The 16055-nt window shown below is 47.7% G+C and carries 11 protein-coding genes and 1 riboswitch; of the genes, 4 read left to right on the top strand and 7 right to left on the bottom strand.

What is annotated here, in order from left to right; genetic code table 11:
* The gene (rsgA, locus tag ACO1NU_RS16145) at positions 1–921 is read right to left on the bottom strand and encodes a ribosome small subunit-dependent GTPase A (protein WP_448819526.1); all 921 of its coding nucleotides are present in this window, start codon (positions 919–921) and stop codon (positions 1–3) included.
* A 301-nt stretch (positions 922–1222) separates the two neighbouring features.
* Here rsgA and thrA point away from each other — a divergent pair, with 301 nt between their 5' ends.
* From thrA to thrC, 3 genes are read left to right on the top strand one after another with little or no spacing between them, the layout of a single operon-like run.
* On the top strand, positions 1223–3670 hold the full coding sequence (gene thrA, locus ACO1NU_RS16140) for a bifunctional aspartate kinase/homoserine dehydrogenase I (RefSeq protein WP_448819525.1): 2448 nt from the start codon (positions 1223–1225) through the stop codon (positions 3668–3670).
* Entirely contained in the window at positions 3670–4605 is a 936-nt protein-coding gene (locus tag ACO1NU_RS16135; RefSeq protein WP_448819524.1) for a homoserine kinase, read from the top strand. The genes thrA and ACO1NU_RS16135 overlap by 1 nt, the downstream gene beginning before the upstream one ends.
* A 5-nt stretch (positions 4606–4610) precedes the next feature.
* Entirely contained in the window at positions 4611–5918 is a 1308-nt protein-coding gene (gene thrC / locus ACO1NU_RS16130) for a threonine synthase (protein ID WP_448819523.1), read from the top strand.
* Between the two features lie 95 nt (positions 5919–6013).
* On the opposite strand, the gene metF is transcribed toward thrC, so the two are convergent.
* The 3 genes from metF to ACO1NU_RS16115 form a co-directional block, all read right to left on the bottom strand.
* Positions 6014–6967: a methylenetetrahydrofolate reductase [NAD(P)H] gene (metF, locus tag ACO1NU_RS16125; RefSeq protein WP_448819522.1), complete on the bottom strand. Its 954-nt coding sequence runs from the start codon at positions 6965–6967 to the stop codon at positions 6014–6016.
* A gap of 85 nt (positions 6968–7052) precedes the next feature.
* Positions 7053–10736 carry a methionine synthase gene (gene metH, locus ACO1NU_RS16120; protein WP_448819521.1) on the bottom strand — a complete coding sequence of 1228 codons (3684 nt, stop codon included), beginning with the start codon at positions 10734–10736 and terminating at the stop codon, positions 7053–7055.
* A 70-nt stretch (positions 10737–10806) separates the two neighbouring features.
* A riboswitch (SAM riboswitch) is annotated at positions 10807–10920 on the bottom strand.
* A 61-nt stretch (positions 10921–10981) separates the two neighbouring features.
* Positions 10982–11548: a hypothetical protein gene (locus ACO1NU_RS16115; RefSeq protein ID WP_448819520.1), complete on the bottom strand. Its 567-nt coding sequence runs from the start codon at positions 11546–11548 to the stop codon at positions 10982–10984.
* Between the two features lie 419 nt (positions 11549–11967).
* On the opposite strand from ACO1NU_RS16115, the gene ACO1NU_RS16110 reads away from it, so the two are divergent.
* Positions 11968–13560 carry a S41 family peptidase gene (locus ACO1NU_RS16110; protein WP_448819519.1) on the top strand — a complete coding sequence of 531 codons (1593 nt, stop codon included), beginning with the start codon at positions 11968–11970 and terminating at the stop codon, positions 13558–13560.
* A 6-nt stretch (positions 13561–13566) separates the two neighbouring features.
* Here the strand turns inward: ACO1NU_RS16110 and ACO1NU_RS16105 are convergent, their stop codons facing one another.
* The 3 genes from ACO1NU_RS16105 to era all read right to left on the bottom strand — a co-directional run bounded on the left by ACO1NU_RS16105 (position 13567) and on the right by era (position 16042).
* The gene (locus tag ACO1NU_RS16105) at positions 13567–13773 is read right to left on the bottom strand and encodes a hypothetical protein (RefSeq protein WP_448819518.1); all 207 of its coding nucleotides are present in this window, start codon (positions 13771–13773) and stop codon (positions 13567–13569) included.
* Between the two features lies 1 nt (position 13774).
* Positions 13775–15076 carry a ribosome biogenesis GTPase Der gene (gene der, locus ACO1NU_RS16100; RefSeq protein WP_448819517.1) on the bottom strand — a complete coding sequence of 434 codons (1302 nt, stop codon included), beginning with the start codon at positions 15074–15076 and terminating at the stop codon, positions 13775–13777.
* Positions 15077–15163: 87 nt separating this feature from the next.
* Positions 15164–16042: a GTPase Era gene (gene era / locus ACO1NU_RS16095; protein ID WP_448819516.1), complete on the bottom strand. Its 879-nt coding sequence runs from the start codon at positions 16040–16042 to the stop codon at positions 15164–15166.
* Positions 16043–16055 lie beyond the last annotated feature (13 nt).

The following is a 16055-nucleotide window of genomic DNA, read 5'->3' as shown; positions in this document are numbered from 1 at the left end:
TTAACTTCTGGTATCGTGGTTATGATAAATGCTCAGGTAGCTCTCATAGCGCGAAAGTTCAATCTCATTTTCCTCAACCGCTTCAAGCACGGCACAACCGGGTTCATTGATGTGTCTGCAATTGTTAAACCTGCATGCATTCATGCGGCTCCTCATCTCCGGGAAGAAGTGTCCCAGCTCCGCTTTATCAATATCGATAACACCCAGCTCCCTGATACCCGGTGAATCAATCAGGTATCCGCCCCCGGGGATCGGGTGCATTTCAGCAAAGGTGGTGGTGTGTTTTCCCTGATCGCTCCAGTCAGATATCTCACCCGTTTTAAGGCTCATACCCGGGATAAGCGTATTGATGAGGGTCGATTTACCTACACCCGAGTGGCCTGTGAAAAGACTGACTTTATCACGCAAAAGCGCCTCTATGATTGGCAGGTTTGTTCCCTCCAATGCCGAAACTTCATAGCAGGGATACCCGATGCTGGTGTAGATCTGCTGATATTCGGCAAGAACCTCCATGCCCTCCTCACTAAAGAGGTCCAGCTTATTGAATATGAGTTTTGCGGGTATATCGTATGCCTCAGCAGTAACCAGAAAACGGTCTATAAAACCAAGCGAAGTGCGTGGAGAAGCGAGTGTAACCACCAGGAATGCCTGGTCGAGATTAGCTGCGATGATCTGTGCCTGCTTGGAAAGATTTACAGACTTCCGGATGATGTAGTTCTTTCTGGGAGCCAGTTTTGCGATAACCCCGGTCTGCTGCTCCGGTTCCATCTCAATCTCCACTTGGTCGCCAACCGCAACAGGATTGGTGGTCTGTATATCCTTTGTTCTGAACTTTCCTTTGATGCGGCAATCTACAATACTCCCCGAATCTGTTGCAACCTGGTACCAGCTTCCTGTAGACTTAATAACTAATCCTTGCATAAGCGTGTAAATTTAAGCATTGCATGTAAACCGATTATACCTTATAACATAAATATGTCTCCAAATGATTTTTTGATAAAAAAAGCGCCAGCAGATTGGTTTTATTGATTTTAACTATGTATTTTAGACAAGCAAAAATGAATGTACTCATCTATACCATTTTCATCACGACTACTACCATCACGCTAATATGGCCTGGAGGAAGATCGGTTATGGTGTAACTTTAATAGAAAGATAGAAACCATACAAGCGCCTTCCTCCGATAAGGGGAAGGCGCTTTTGTTTATAAAATAACGAATAAATGAAGGTCCTTAAATTTGGCGGTACTTCCGTAGGCTCAGAAAAAAGTATTAGTGCTATAATCGAAATTCTTAAACAGGAGACGGTAGAGAACGGATCTCCTGTCGTTGTGCTCTCCGCCATGGGAGGAGTAACGAACCTTCTTTCTGCGATGGCCACCAAGGCTGCTTCAGGCGAGAGTTTTATTGAGTATCTCTCTGAACTTCAGAACAGGCATTTTGACGTGATCAAGGCCCTGCTGGATGTACCCCGCCAGAATCCGGTATTTACCAGGCTCAAGCTATACTTCAATGAACTGGAGGATATCCTCCAGGGTATTGCCAGCCTGCGTGAGCTGACTCCAAGAATTAATGATCTTGTATTAAGCTATGGCGAGCGCTGCTCGACTTTACTCGTTAGCAAAATTGCCGAACAGCACTTCGGAGAAGCCGTATTCGCGGATGCTACGGAACTGATCAGGACGGATAGTAATTTCGGCCAGGCACATGTCAATACCGAACTGTCGGAAATGCTGATCCGCAACTTTTACCAGGAGCATGCCGGGAAGCTCATCTTCGTTACGGGCTTTATCTCCAGCAATGATGAAGGAAGGATAACTACGCTCGGAAGAGGAGGTAGTGATTATACAGCTGCACTGATCGGCTCAGCCCTGCATAGCGAAGCTATTGAGATCTGGACAGACGTCAACGGTATGATGACGGCCGACCCACGCATGGTCAAGAAAGCTTTCCCTCTGGAAGAGCTCTCCTATACAGAAGCAATGGAACTTTCTTATTTCGGAGCGAAGGTGATCTATCCTCCTACGATGATCCCTGCTTTCCTGAAGAAGATCCCAATCGTTATACGGAACACATTTGAACCCGCGTTCCCTGGAACGGTTATCCGTCATGACTGCCGTGACGCGAAACACAATATCAAAGGGATCTCCTCAATCAATGAAATCAGCCTGCTCAACTTGCAGGGAAGCGGTATGGTCGGCAAAGCCGGATTCAGCGGAAGATTGTTCTCCCTGCTGGCCCGTGAGCAGATCAACGTGATCCTGATCACGCAGTCGTCTTCTGAGCACAGCATTACCTTTGCCGTTAAGCCGGCAGATGCCCTGAATGCCAGAAAGCTTATAGAACGTGAATTTGAACTCGAGCTTGAAGCCAAAAAGATCGATCTTCCGGTAATAGAAGACTCGCTCTCTATCCTGGCCATTGTTGGTGAGAACATGAAAGAAACCCCCGGTATCTCCGGAACACTCTTCCAGGCACTTGGCCGTAACGGGGTCAACGTAAGGGCTATTGCTCAGGGATCCTCGGAGTATAATATCTCCGTGATCATCTCCCGTCATGATCTCGCAAAAGCGCTGAACGCTGTTCACGATGCTTTTTATACCGACCTGAAGAAGACCCTGAACGTCTTCTGCCTGGGAACCGGCAACATCGGCAGAACCTTGTTTCGCCAGATCGGAGAACATCGCGACTTCCTTCAGAAGCAGAATGGCATTCTGATCAATGTAATCGGCGTAAGCAACAGCCGTAAAATGGCCTTCAATGAGGAAGGACTTAACCTCGATAATCTGCAGGAAGCCCTGTTTGAATCGGGCGAAGAAGCTGACCTCGACCTATTCATTTCACGCATGAAGGAGATGAACCTTCCAAACGCCGTTTTTGTTGATAATACAGCAAGCCCGCTTCCCATCTCGCGTTATGCTGAAGTATTCAGCTCGAACATTTCCGTCGTTACCTGCAATAAGATCGGAAACTCCTCCGACTATGCCCAATACCGCAATTTCCGCGATCTGGCGCATAAGCATGGCGTCGACTTCTATTATGAAACCAATGTGGGTGCGGGACTTCCCATTATCCGTACATTGAAAGATCTGATGATGAGTGGCGACCGGGTAATCCGCATCGAAGCGATCCTTTCGGGAACCATATCTTTTATATTCAACAGCTTTAAGGGCGACGCCAGTTTCCACGATGTCGTGAAGCTCGCCCAGGAAAAAGGCTTTACTGAACCTGACCCACGGGACGACTTGAGTGGTATGGACTTCATGAGAAAGATGCTCATCCTGGCGCGCGATGCCGGACACGAGCTGGAGCAATCCGATATCCGCATCCAGAACATCCTGCCTCAGTCATGCCTTGAGGCGCAGTCGGTTGACGAGTTCTACGCTGAACTTCTGGCTAACAATGACTATTTCGAACAGATCAAGAAAGAGGCTGAAGCCAATGGTAAAGTGCTCCGCTACATCGGAAAGCTGGAAGACGGAAAGGTAGCCATCACACTCCAAATGGTAGACGACTCCCATCCGTTCTATATGCTGTCTGGCAGCGACAATATCATATCTTTCACTACAGACCGTTACAAAGACCGGCCACTTGTAGTGAAGGGCCCTGGTGCAGGTGCTGAAGTCACTGCTGCAGGAGTATTTTCTGACATCGTTAACGTAGGAGCATAATGAAAGAGTCTGTTAAAGTTTTCGCTCCTGCCACCGTAGCAAACGTAGTCTGCGGATTTGATGTTCTTGGCTTTGCTGTAGATGCCCCGGGTGATGAAGTGATCATGCGCCGCAAGGCAGAGCCCGGTGTCATCATAACTAAAATTACCGGAGACGAGGGGAGGCTTCCTATGGAAGCTTCAAAGAATACAGTTAGTGCCAGTGTTCAGGACTATCTGGCGCATATAGGTCGCCAGGACGTCGGCATCGAAATCGAACTTCATAAGAAGATGCCTATCGGAAGCGGATTAGGGTCCAGTTCTGCCAGCACTGTTGCCGGCTTATACGCCATCAATACCCTGCTTGATGAACCGCTCAGCCGGATGGACCTCGTGCCTTTCGCCATGAAAGGGGAGGAGCTGGCCTGTGGATCCGGTCATGCTGATAACGTGGCTCCTGCCCTGCTGGGTGGCTTCATCCTCATTCGCAGTTACGAACCGCTTGATCTGATTAAGCTGCCTTATCCCGAGTCCCTGTACTGTGCTATCGTTTTCCCTGATGTCGACGTGCCAACCCGTGACGCGCGGCGTATGATCCGGGATAAAGTTTACCTGAAAGATGCAGTTACCCAGTGGGGCAACGTAGCTGGTCTGGTGTCCGGCTTGTTTACCAAAGATATCGACCTGATCGGCAGAAGCATGATCGACGTACTGGTTGAACCGGTGCGATCCATCCTGATTCCCGATTTCTATAAATTGCGGGAGATCGCCATGGGCCTTGGCGCCGTGAGCTTCGGCATATCAGGCTCCGGTCCTTCTGTATTCTCCTTCGCAAGGGATAAAGAGACCGCGGATAAAATCACATCAGCAATAAAGAAACACCTGACCGCGCTGCAAATAGGATGTCAAACCTACGTGTCTCCCATTAATGGTGAGGGACCACGCATTTTAGATTGATAACAATGAAATTATATAGCACCAATAACCCTGACCTGAGCGTCGATTTCAAAGAGGCTGTTTTCAATAGCATGCCGCAGGATAAGGGACTTTACATGCCGGATACCATCAGACCACTTGATCCGGAATTTATCAACAACATAGAGATGTGCTCTCTGGAGCAGATCGCATTTAAGGTGGCTAGTCATCTCCTTGACGATGCCATCCCTGCAGATGATTTGAAAGCCATCGTTGCAGAAGCGATCAACTTTCCTGCTCCGGTGGTGAAGCTTGATGACGATACGTATGTCCTGGAATTATTTCACGGACCATCGCTTGCTTTTAAAGACTTCGGAGCGCGCTTCATGAGCCGTGTGATGGGCTACTTTATGGAAGAAGGGGAGAAGACGCTGAACGTACTGGTAGCGACCTCCGGCGATACCGGTGGAGCAGTAGCCCTGGGCTTCCTGGGCGTACCCAATACCCAGGTGACTATCTTGTATCCAAAAGGCAAAGTAAGTCTCATACAGGAGCTGCAATTGACCACAAACGGGCAGAACATCCGCGCAGTAGAAGTGGAAGGGACCTTCGACGATTGCCAAGCACTCGTCAAGCAGGCTTTCACCGATAAGGACCTGAACGAAAAGTTCCGTCTGACCTCGGCCAATTCCATCAATATCGCCCGACTGATTCCGCAGACCTTTTACTATTTCAATGCTTACGCACAGCTGAAGCGTGAAGGTAAAACTGATATCATCTTTTCTGTTCCAAGCGGAAATTTCGGTAACATTGGTGCAGGTCTTCTTGCCTGGAAAATGGGACTGCCCGTGAAACAGTTCATCGCGGCTACCAATATCAATGATACCGTGCCGCAGTTTCTTGAAACAGGCGTGTATACGCCTAAACCATCGGTTGCAACATTATCGAATGCAATGGATGTTGGGAATCCGAGCAACTGGGTCAGGATCATGGACCTCTTCAAAGAGGATGCCGAGGCACTGAAGAAAGTGGTAACGGCTTATAGCTATGACGATAGTCAGACTGCCGATGCGGTGAATGTGGTATTTGAAGATTATCAGTATGTGGTATGTCCGCATACGGCCATAGCCTGGATGGCTACCGGCCAGTACCGTTACGATAGCAGGGATAATATGAGCACTGCCGTATTCCTGGCAACCGCCCATCCATGCAAGTTCCCTGATGTCTACCAGGGTCCTATTAAAGATAGTATTGTCATCCCGGATCAGGTTCAAAATCTGTTGGACAAGCCTAAGCAGGCTGTTCAGATTGGTGCAGATTTCGATGCATTTAAGAACTATCTGCTGGAAAGTTAGTCTTCCGCTTACCGGATATAAGAAAAGGGGAGTCATATCACATGAACTCCCCTTTTCTTTTGGCTTAAAGCCTGGTGTAATGCTTTAACAGGATTCTAAAATACCGCACGCGCAATACGCTTTGTAGGCTCCGCATTGCCCATAGTGTAGAAATGCAGTACAGGTGCGCCAAACTCCACAAGCTCTTTGCATTGTTGTATCATCCATTCTATACCTACTTCTTTCACATCCTTATCGTTCGAACAGGCCGCAATGGCATCGCTCAGATCCTCGGGGATGTCAATATGGAAAATCTTCGGAAGATTGACGATCTGCTTGGGAGCCGTGATAGGCTTCAGTCCCGGAATGATGGGAACATGAATATCATTCTCGCGGCACATCTTTACAAAATCAAAGTACTTCTGATTGTCAAAGAACATCTGGGTGACAATGAAGTCGGCCCCCATATCCACTTTCTTCTTTAAAAAGCTAAAGTCGGTCTTCAGATTGGGAGATTCAAAGTGCTTCTCCGGATATCCCGCCACACCGATACAAAAATCAGTTTTGTTCGTATCGTAATGGTCATGCAGATACTTACCTTGATTGAAGTTAGCCACCTGCTCCAGCAAATCTGTCGCATAAGCATGACCTCCCGGCGTTGGGATAAAAGAAGCATCAGCCTTGCGGGCATCGCCACGCAGAACCAGCACATTGTCGATCCCTAAAAACTGCAGGTCGATCAACGCATTTTCTGTTTCCTCCTTGGTGAATCCTCCGCAGATCAGGTGCGGAACCGCATCAACCTTATACCTGTTCATGATCGAAGCGCAAATCGCTACGGTTCCGGGGCGCTTACGATATGTTACCTGTTCCAATAAGCCGGTCGGGTGCTGTTTGTAGATATAGTCTTCCCGGTGATAGGTTACGTCGATAAAAGGAGGGTTGAACTCCATCAAAGGATCTATGGCATTATAGATCTGCTGGATGCCACTTCCTTTGACAGGGGGTAAAAGCTCAAAAGAAAACAGCGTTTTGCCCGCTGCTCTCTCGATATGTTCGGTGATCTTCATCAGAATTGTTTCTTTATAGTTAGGCCGGAACACGCTATCAGCATGTCATTTCCCGGGCCATTTGTTTATCTTAATTCAGTGATTCCTAATAAGCCAGATTCGGTCCAAGCCACTTTTCAACTTGCTCAACAGGCTCATTTCTTCTCTGTGCGTAATCTTCCACCTGATCTTTGTTGATCTTGCCCAGGCCAAAGTACCGGGCTTCCGGATGCGAAAAGTAGAACCCGCTTACCGAAGATGCCGGATACATGGCAAAGCTCTCTGTCAAGTGGATTTCCGCGTTCTTCTCTGCCTCGAGCAGGTCGAATAAGGTGCGCTTCTCCGTATGGTCGGGACAAGCCGGGTAGCCGGGTGCAGGCCTGATTCCCTGATACTGTTCTTTGATCAGATCGGCGTTCGTCAGTGCTTCGTCGCTCGCATATCCCCAATACTCTCTCCTCACCAGCTCGTGCATTCTTTCTGCGAATGCTTCTGCAAGACGGTCAGCAAGTGCCTTAACCATGATGCTGTTGTAATCGTCATGCACCTTTTCAAAGCGTTCAACTAACTCGTCCGTGCCGATACCGGCAGTAACAGCGAAGCCACCGAAATAATCCTTTATTCCCGACTCCTCAGGAGCGATAAAGTCCGAGAGTGCGTAGTAAGGATCATTTTTGACCTTTTCTGCCTGCTGCCTTAATGTATGGATGGTTGCGGTATGCCCTTCTTTGAAGGTTCCGTCGCCCTTCAGGTCGAGTATAATATCGTCACCTGATGAACGTGCCGGCCAGAAACCGATCACCGCCTTGGCTTTCAATAGCTTCTCATCGATGATCTGCTTCAATAGAGTCTGCGCATCCTCAAACAGGGTTTTCGCTTCCGGACCTACATTCGGATCATTGAAGATCTTCGGATAGCTGCCCCTCAGTTCCCAGGTATGGAAGAATGGAGTCCAGTCGATATAAGGAACGAGTTCCTCTAACGGATAGTCCTCAAACGTCCTGGTGCCTGTGAAAGCGGGTGCCTGCGGTACCACGGCATCCAGATTGATCTTAAAGCGGTCAGCGCGGGCCTCTTCAATCGTTTTCAGCTTCTTGTCTGAACGTTTGTTCAGGTGAGCTTCCCTGGCTCTTGCATATTCCTCTTTGATCTTTAGAATGTACTCATCCCGGGTTTCGGCATTCATCAGGTTGCTGCAAACCGATACGCTCCTTGAAGCGTCAAGCACGTGTATGGCGCAGCCTGAGTAATTAGGTGCCACCTTTACGGCAGCATGTATTCTGGACGTGGTCGCACCACCGATCATCAATGGAATAGTGAATCCTTCACGTTCCATCTCCTTGGCGAAGTGAACCATCTCATCCAGCGAGGGGGTGATCAGGCCACTAAGGCCGATGATGTCCACGTTTTCTTCTTTTGCTTTCCGGAGGATGTCTTGAGCAGGTACCATTACACCCATATCGATCACTTCAAAGTTGTTGCAGGCCAGTACCACCCCGACAATGTTCTTGCCGATATCGTGTACGTCGCCCTTTACGGTCGCCATCAGGATCTTTCCTGCAGAGCTCGAGCTCGTATCCGCGGGGTTCTGCAGCTTCTCCTCTTCGATGAAAGGAAGAAGATAGGCAACCGCCTTCTTCATTACCCTGGCCGATTTAACCACCTGTGGAAGGAACATTTTCCCGGCCCCGAAAAGATCTCCTACGATGTTCATGCCGTCCATTAAGGGTCCTTCAATAACCTGAAGCGGCCGCTCATAGCTTAAACGCGCCTCTTCCACATCTTCATCCAGATATTCGGTGATCCCTTTCACCAGGGAGTGCGATAGTCGTTTCTCTACAGACTCTTTGCGCCACTCTTCGTCTTTCACAATCTCTTTGCCTTTAGCCTTCACCGTTTCGGCAAAGTCTACAAGTCGCTCAGTAGCGTCGTCCCGGCGGTTTAGCAGTACATCCTCTACGCGCACCAGCAGTTCCTTTGGAATCTCCTCGTACACCTCCAGCATACCAGCATTCACGATCCCCATATCCAGTCCCGCCTTAATAGCGTGGTACAGAAAAGCGGAGTGCATCGCTTCGCGGACAACGTTGTTCCCCCTGAAGGAGAACGAGATGTTGGAAACTCCGCCGCTTACCTTTGCATGCGGGAGGTTCTCTTTTATCCAGCGCGTAGCATTGATAAAGTCGACCGCATAATTATTATGTTCTTCCAGTCCGGTAGCAACCGTCAGGATGTTCGGATCGAAAATAATGTCCTGAGGAGGGAACCCAACCCCGTTCACTAAAATATCATACGAGCGCTTGCATATTTCTATGCGGCGTTCATAGTTATCTGCCTGGCCTTGTTCATCAAATGCCATCACTACTACGGCAGCGCCATAATTCATGATCTTTCTAGCGCTGGCAATAAACTTTTCTTCGCCTTCTTTAAGCGAGATCGAATTGACGATCCCCTTTCCCTGAAGGCACTTCAGTCCGTTTTCGATGACGCTCCATTTCGATGAATCGACCATGATCGGAAGCTTCGCAATATCCGGTTCAGAAGCGATCAGATTCAGGAAGCGCGTCATAGCCGCCTCCGAGTCGAGCATCCCCTCATCCATATTCACGTCGATGATCTGGGCACCACCTTCAACCTGTTGCAAGGCAACTGCCAGGGCAGCTTCATAGTTGCCACCCAGAATGAGCTTGGAGAACTTCGGCGAACCCGTGATATTGGTTCGCTCTCCGATATTAACAAACATGGTATCCGGCTTAATGGTAACCGGTTCCAGTCCGCTCAGTCGCATATAAGGCTCGACATGAGGGATTTTCCTTGGTACTACCTTCGCTGCTTTCTCCGCGATACAACCGATGTGGTCGGGCGTGGTTCCGCAGCATCCGCCAACAATATTGACGAAGCCGCTTTCAATGAAATCTTCCAGCAGGTGAGCCGTTTCGTGAGCGGTTTCATCATACGCGCCAAACTCATTCGGGAGTCCCGCATTGGGATAAGCCGACACGAAGCAAGGCGCCTTTGCAGCGAGCTCCTCAATATGCGGTCTCATCTCTTTCGCGCCCAGCGCACAGTTTAAGCCGATGCTGAGCAGGTTGGCGTGAGTAAGTGAATTCAGAAAGGCCTCTACGGTTTGTCCCGATAAAGTCCTGCCGCTGGCATCCGTGATTGTGCCGGAGATCATGATGTCGATCTTCCTGCCAATCACCTGCTCGTATTCTTTAATAGCGAAGATCGCCGCCTTGGCATTCAGCGTATCGAAGATGGTCTCTATAAGCAGTACATCCGCACCACCGTCTATCAGTCCCCTGATTTGTTCGTCATAAGCACCAACGAGATCGTCGAAGCTCACCGCCCTATAGCCCGGATCGTTTACATCCGGAGACATCGATGCAGTGCGGTTGGTAGGACCTACGGCACCAGCAACAAAGCGGGGTTTATCCGGGTTGAGCGCCGTAAACTCGGCGGCCACCTCCTTCGCAATTCTTGCGCCTTCAAAGCTAAGTTCATAGGAAAGGCTTTCCATCTGATAATCAGCCATCGAAATGCGCTGTGTACTGAAGGTATTTGTTTCAATGATATCTGCACCCGCCTTCAGGTATTCTGCGTGAATCGCTTTGATGATGTCAGGCCGGGTAAGGTTCAACAGGTCATTATTGCCCTTTACATCGCAAGGGTGATCCTTAAAACGTTCGCCTCGAAAATCATCCTCTGAAAGCGAGTAGCGCTGGATCATAGTTCCCATAGCGCCGTCAATCACGAGAATGCGTTTTTCTAATTCTTTCCTGATATTCATGTTGTATGTAGCATTAGCAGGCATGCCTGCATAAAGCTTATTTTAGAAAGATCCTTCGGATTCTGACATTAACTTATCTTTTCCCTTATTTCTTTGAATAAAATCGAGATAGAATGTAGCACCTTGTAAGCACAGGTTGCTAAGACTTCGCAGGGTCTACTCCCTCCGTCTTTCTTTATAAGCATTGCAAAAGTGCGATATAATTCAGTCAAAAGCAAATGCTTGCTGAAAGCAGGTGGAGATCCTTAATAAAGCCGTTTGGTCAGCTGATCTTCTACCCGTGCAAAAAGCTGTTGCGGATTGAGGGTTCGCCACGGAAGGTTGTCCAGAGACCCTCCGAAATTGATATAATAGTCGATATTATTCTTCTTGAACTCTTCGATCACGTGCTCGCGGAAATTGATCGCTGCAATCCAGCCATCTTCCACATCCTGAAACCATTCTTCGTAATACAGGTCGTCAGACGAATGAAAGTTCAGGATATTTTCACCCAGAAGAATAAACTTGTTGATCCCCTCCTGCATCATCATTTCAATGATCTCGCGCTTCAAGAGCATAATGTCATTGTAGATGGTATCGTTCCACTCACCGATAAATTCAATGATGGCGAAATTGTGGTCGTAGTCTACAAATAAGACCTTCAGGTAGAGAGTCTGCGATCCAAAGTAGTCCCACTGCGGATGGATGAAATAGTTGTAGATCTTCTTATCGAATTCAAACTCGCTGTACTCCGTCTGATAGAACGGCGAAAGCTCATCCTCTGCAGCAACGTAATCATCCCGCCAGCGATAAAAAGGTTCTATTTCGTGCATTTTACAGGTAGTGTTTAAATGTGCTTACTTACGGTAAGCACAGGCAAATATAAGGCCATTTCTTTTTAGCGAGACGGTAGCTGCGCTAATTTTGATTTCCCATCATTATACCACGCGCGTACTACGATGTCCTTTTAACGTCGCTTTTACTTCGAACCCAAGTCGAACTTTCTTCGGCTTTTCTCGAAGCAGGTCCGAAGCCAGTCCGAAGCAGGTCCGAAGGCAGTTCGACTTTGAAATTACGGCGGAATAACGTAAGGTGCCGGTAGGGATCTGGTAAGGCTTTCTGCAGACTCAGATGACTGCTAAGAAAAACTTAAAAAATCTTGGATTTATTTAAAAATGGGGGCACGAAAATGGTTTTCCATATGTTAATTTAGCATCGAAATAATCACACATTGTCTACGAGGAAAAATTTATTGATAGCTGCCTGTTATTCAGGTGCGCTGGTGTTAGGAATGATTCTGGGTCCTAAATTTCAGAGAGAAAATCTGAACTCCAGAAACGGCTCGTTTAAAATTTTTCAGACGGAAGGAGATGGTGGTAAAGTTGAACAGGTCCTGAATATTATCAGGGAGAATTATGTAGATCCCGTGAAGACGGACACTTTGCAGAATCTGGCTATCGATGAAATTCTCAACAATCTGGACCCCCATTCCACATATCTTCCCCCTGTAGAGGCACGTATGTTTACCGACGATATGGAGGGGAACTACAATGGAATCGGTATAGAGTACCAGCTCCTGAACGATACGCTGATTATTACACATATCAACAAAACCGGGCCTGCTGCAAAAGCGGGGCTCCAGAGCGGTGATCAGGTGATCAGGATTGAAAATCAAAATATTGCCGGCGTGCGGATAACACCAACGAAGATTGTCGGCCTCATCCGCGGGAGACAAAGTACCCTGGTGGAACTGACAGTAAGACGCTATGGTCTGCATGAGGACGTGGTTTTCAAAGTTCCACGTGAAAAAGTTACCGTCAGTAGCATTGACGTATCTTATCTGCTCCCCAATAAGGTTGGTTATATCAAGATCAGCAAGTTTGGCGCGAAGACAGATGAAGACTTCCTGGCCGAACTCAGGCGGCTGAAGAAGCAAGGGATGCAGGGTTTGATTGTGGACCTTCGCGGTAATGGCGGCGGATACCTGAATGCAGCGACGGCGCTTGCCGATCAGTTCCTGGCAGATGAGCAGCTGATCGTGTACACACAGGGGGAGCATGAACCACGCACGGATTACTTTGCTACAGATGTCGGGGATTATGAAAAAGGCAAGTTGGTGGTACTGATCGACGAAGGAACGGCCTCTGCCAGTGAGATCATTGCAGGTGCCCTCCAGGATCTGGACCGGGCAACTATCATTGGAAGGCGCTCTTTCGGCAAGGGACTGGTGCAGGAGCAGTTTAACTTTGGCGATGGCTCTGCCCTGAACCTGACTGTTGCACGCTATTTTACACCGTCAGGCCGATCTATTCAAAAGCCTTATACGAAGGGGAAAATTGAATATTTCAAGGAAATCTCGAACCGGATTAAAAACGGGGAGCTGGTGTTTGACCAAAAACACCTTACTGACAGTCTTTTTGCAACGCGGGATAAATACTTCAAAACGGTTTCGGGAAGAGTGGTGTTTGGCGGTGGTGGCGTCATGCCGGATATCTACGTCCCTATTGACACGACGGGGCATACACCCTTATACTATTCACTCAGCAGTAAAGCGGTATTAAACGAGTTTGTGTATAGTTACCTGATTAAGAAGGCCAGGCCGGCCAGTTTGAGTGAGCTTTTGGCTCATTTTAATCTCAGCAAGGCTCAGTATGATCAGCTTCAGGCATTGGCCGCGAAAAAGAAGATCACCTTTACCTTAAAGGAGTTTGATGAAGCACGTGAGGTGATTATGCTTGACATTAAGGCGCTTCTGGCGCGGTTTTATTTTGGCGAGGATGCTTACTACCGGGTCTTGAATGAGACCGACAATATGATCAGAAGGTCATTGGCTGCACTGAAGTAGCCAAACTTACTTTTTCGGAGAGGTAGAAGCCGTGTCAGGCTGCAATTCCACACTATCATCCAGGTTGAGCTCCAGGTGGAGCAACGAATCGGCAATACGCACTGTTTCCAGCGAATCGCGTACTTCGATCTCCCGTTCGCTATCGCCATTCGCACATCCTGCGATTTGCAGGATGAACGATAAGCATAGCAAGCATAAAAGCTTGAATTTCATTTTATTTCTGTCTGAAGAATATCTGAATAGGAACTCCCGTGAAGTCGAAGTTCTCGCGCAGCTTGTTTTCGAGGAAGCGTTTGTACGGATCTTTGATATACTGTGGCAGGTTACAGAAGAAAGCAAACATCGGTGAGCTTGCCTGAATTTGCGTGATATACTTGATCTTGATGTGCTTGCCCTTCAATGCCGGCGGCGGATAGTTTTCGATGATCGGAAGCATAACATCGTTCAGTTTAGATGTTGAGATCTTCTTCGTCTTATTCTCGTAAACTGCAGCTGCAGCCTCCAATGCTTTGAATATACGCTGTTTCTCAGTTACTGACGTAAAGATGATCGGTACGTCGGTAAAAGGAGAGAGGCGTTCTTTGATCGTTTCTTCGAAAACCTTGGTAGTCTTATGATTCTTTTCGATCAAATCCCACTTGTTGATCAAGATAACGATACCCTTTTTGTTTTTCTCAGCCAGGTGGAAGATATTGATATCCTGAGATTCAATTCCATCAACAGCGTCGATCATCAGGATGTTCACGTCTGCTTCTTCAATCGCTTTGATCGTTCTCATAACAGAATAGAACTCAATGTTCTCTTTTACCTTGGTCTTCTTGCGGAGACCTGCAGTATCAATCAGCATGAAATCATGTCCATACTGGTTGTAATGGATATGAATCGAGTCGCGTGTTGTGCCTGCAATAGGTGTTACGATGTTCCTGTCTTTGCCGATAAGGGCGTTGATGAGAGACGATTTACCTACGTTAGGGCGACCTACGATGGTGAATTTGGGCAGGGCACTTGCTTCTTCCTGATTTTCTTCGAAGTGGCTGACCACCTCGTCCAGAAGTTCTCCGGTACCTGAGCCTGTCATGGAGGAGATAGAATAGATGTCTCCCAATCCAAGGCTATAAAAAATATGCGTTTCGTTGATCAGTGCATTATTATCCACCTTGTTGGCTACTACCAGCACCGGCTTTTTGCTTCTGCGGAGAATATCCGCGATGCTATCGTCCAGGTCAGTGATTCCGGTGGTTACATCTACCATAAAGAGGATCACTGTGGCCTCTTCAATGGCGATCATGACCTGTTCGCGGATAGCTGCTTCGAAGATGTCTTCTGAATGCGCCACGTATCCGCCTGTATCTACTACTGTGAAAGGTTTCCCGATCCATTCTGCCAATCCGTAATGGCGGTCTCTTGTAACGCCGCTCATATCATCTACAATTGCCTTCCGGGTTTCGGTAAGGCGGTTGTATAAAGTTGATTTTCCAACGTTTGGACGTCCTACTATGGCTACTATATTGCTCATTATTATTAAAATTTCAGGTCTGTATTTCCGTTAACAGCCTGTTTGTGTGCTGGTAAAGATACGCCATTTGTGGCGTATGTGCTTGTTTTAATCTTCGTATCCGAATCGCTTCAGATAGTTCTTACGGTTCCGCCAGTCAGGAATCACCTTAACAAACATCTGTAGAAATACTTTTTTACCGAGGAATTCCTCGATGTCACGCCGTGCATAGGTGCCCACTTTCTTTAGCATTTCGCCGGCTTTTCCGATGAGGATATTTTTTTGAGAATCGCGCTCGACCATGATCTCGACACTGATCCGGTCCAATTTTTCCTCTTCTTTGTATTCGGTAACGATGACCTCTGTGCTATACGGGATCTCCTGAGCGTAGAGGGTAAAGATTTTTTCGCGGATGATCTCGGATACAAAGAAGCGTTGGTTACGGTCAGTCAGTGTATCTTTATCGTAATAAGCGGGATGTTCAGGCAGATTCTGGATGATGTAGTCCATAACACCGGCAACGTTGTGCTCATGAAGAGCAGAAACGGCAAATATAGCATTGGGGTTCAGTTGCTGCTTCCAGTATTCGATTTTGGCAAACACGTATTCCTGCTGCGATTTATCGATCTTGTTAATGATCACTGCCACGGGAGACTGCGTGTTCTTGAGCTTCTCGATAACGTCAGACTCATCATGGCGTTCGTTGATATCGGTTACGAACAGAATGATATCGGCATCTACAAGTGAATCATTGACCGCGCCCATCATGCTTTCCTGCAAACCATAGACTGGTTTGATAACTCCGGGGGTATCCGAAAATACAATCTGGTAATCCGGTTCATTAACGATTCCCAGAATCCGGTGTCTGGTCGTTTGCGCTTTGGGTGTAATGATCGACATTTTCTCTCCAACCAACGCATTCATCAGTGTTGACTTTCCTGCATTAGGTTTCCCAATTATGCTTACAAATCCGGCTTTATGTGACATGAAATATTTTTTA

The sequence above is a fragment of the Arcticibacter sp. genome (assembly GCF_053551015.1).
The sequence above is the reverse complement of the archived record's forward strand: the minus strand, read 5'-3'. Positions and strand labels throughout refer to the sequence as shown.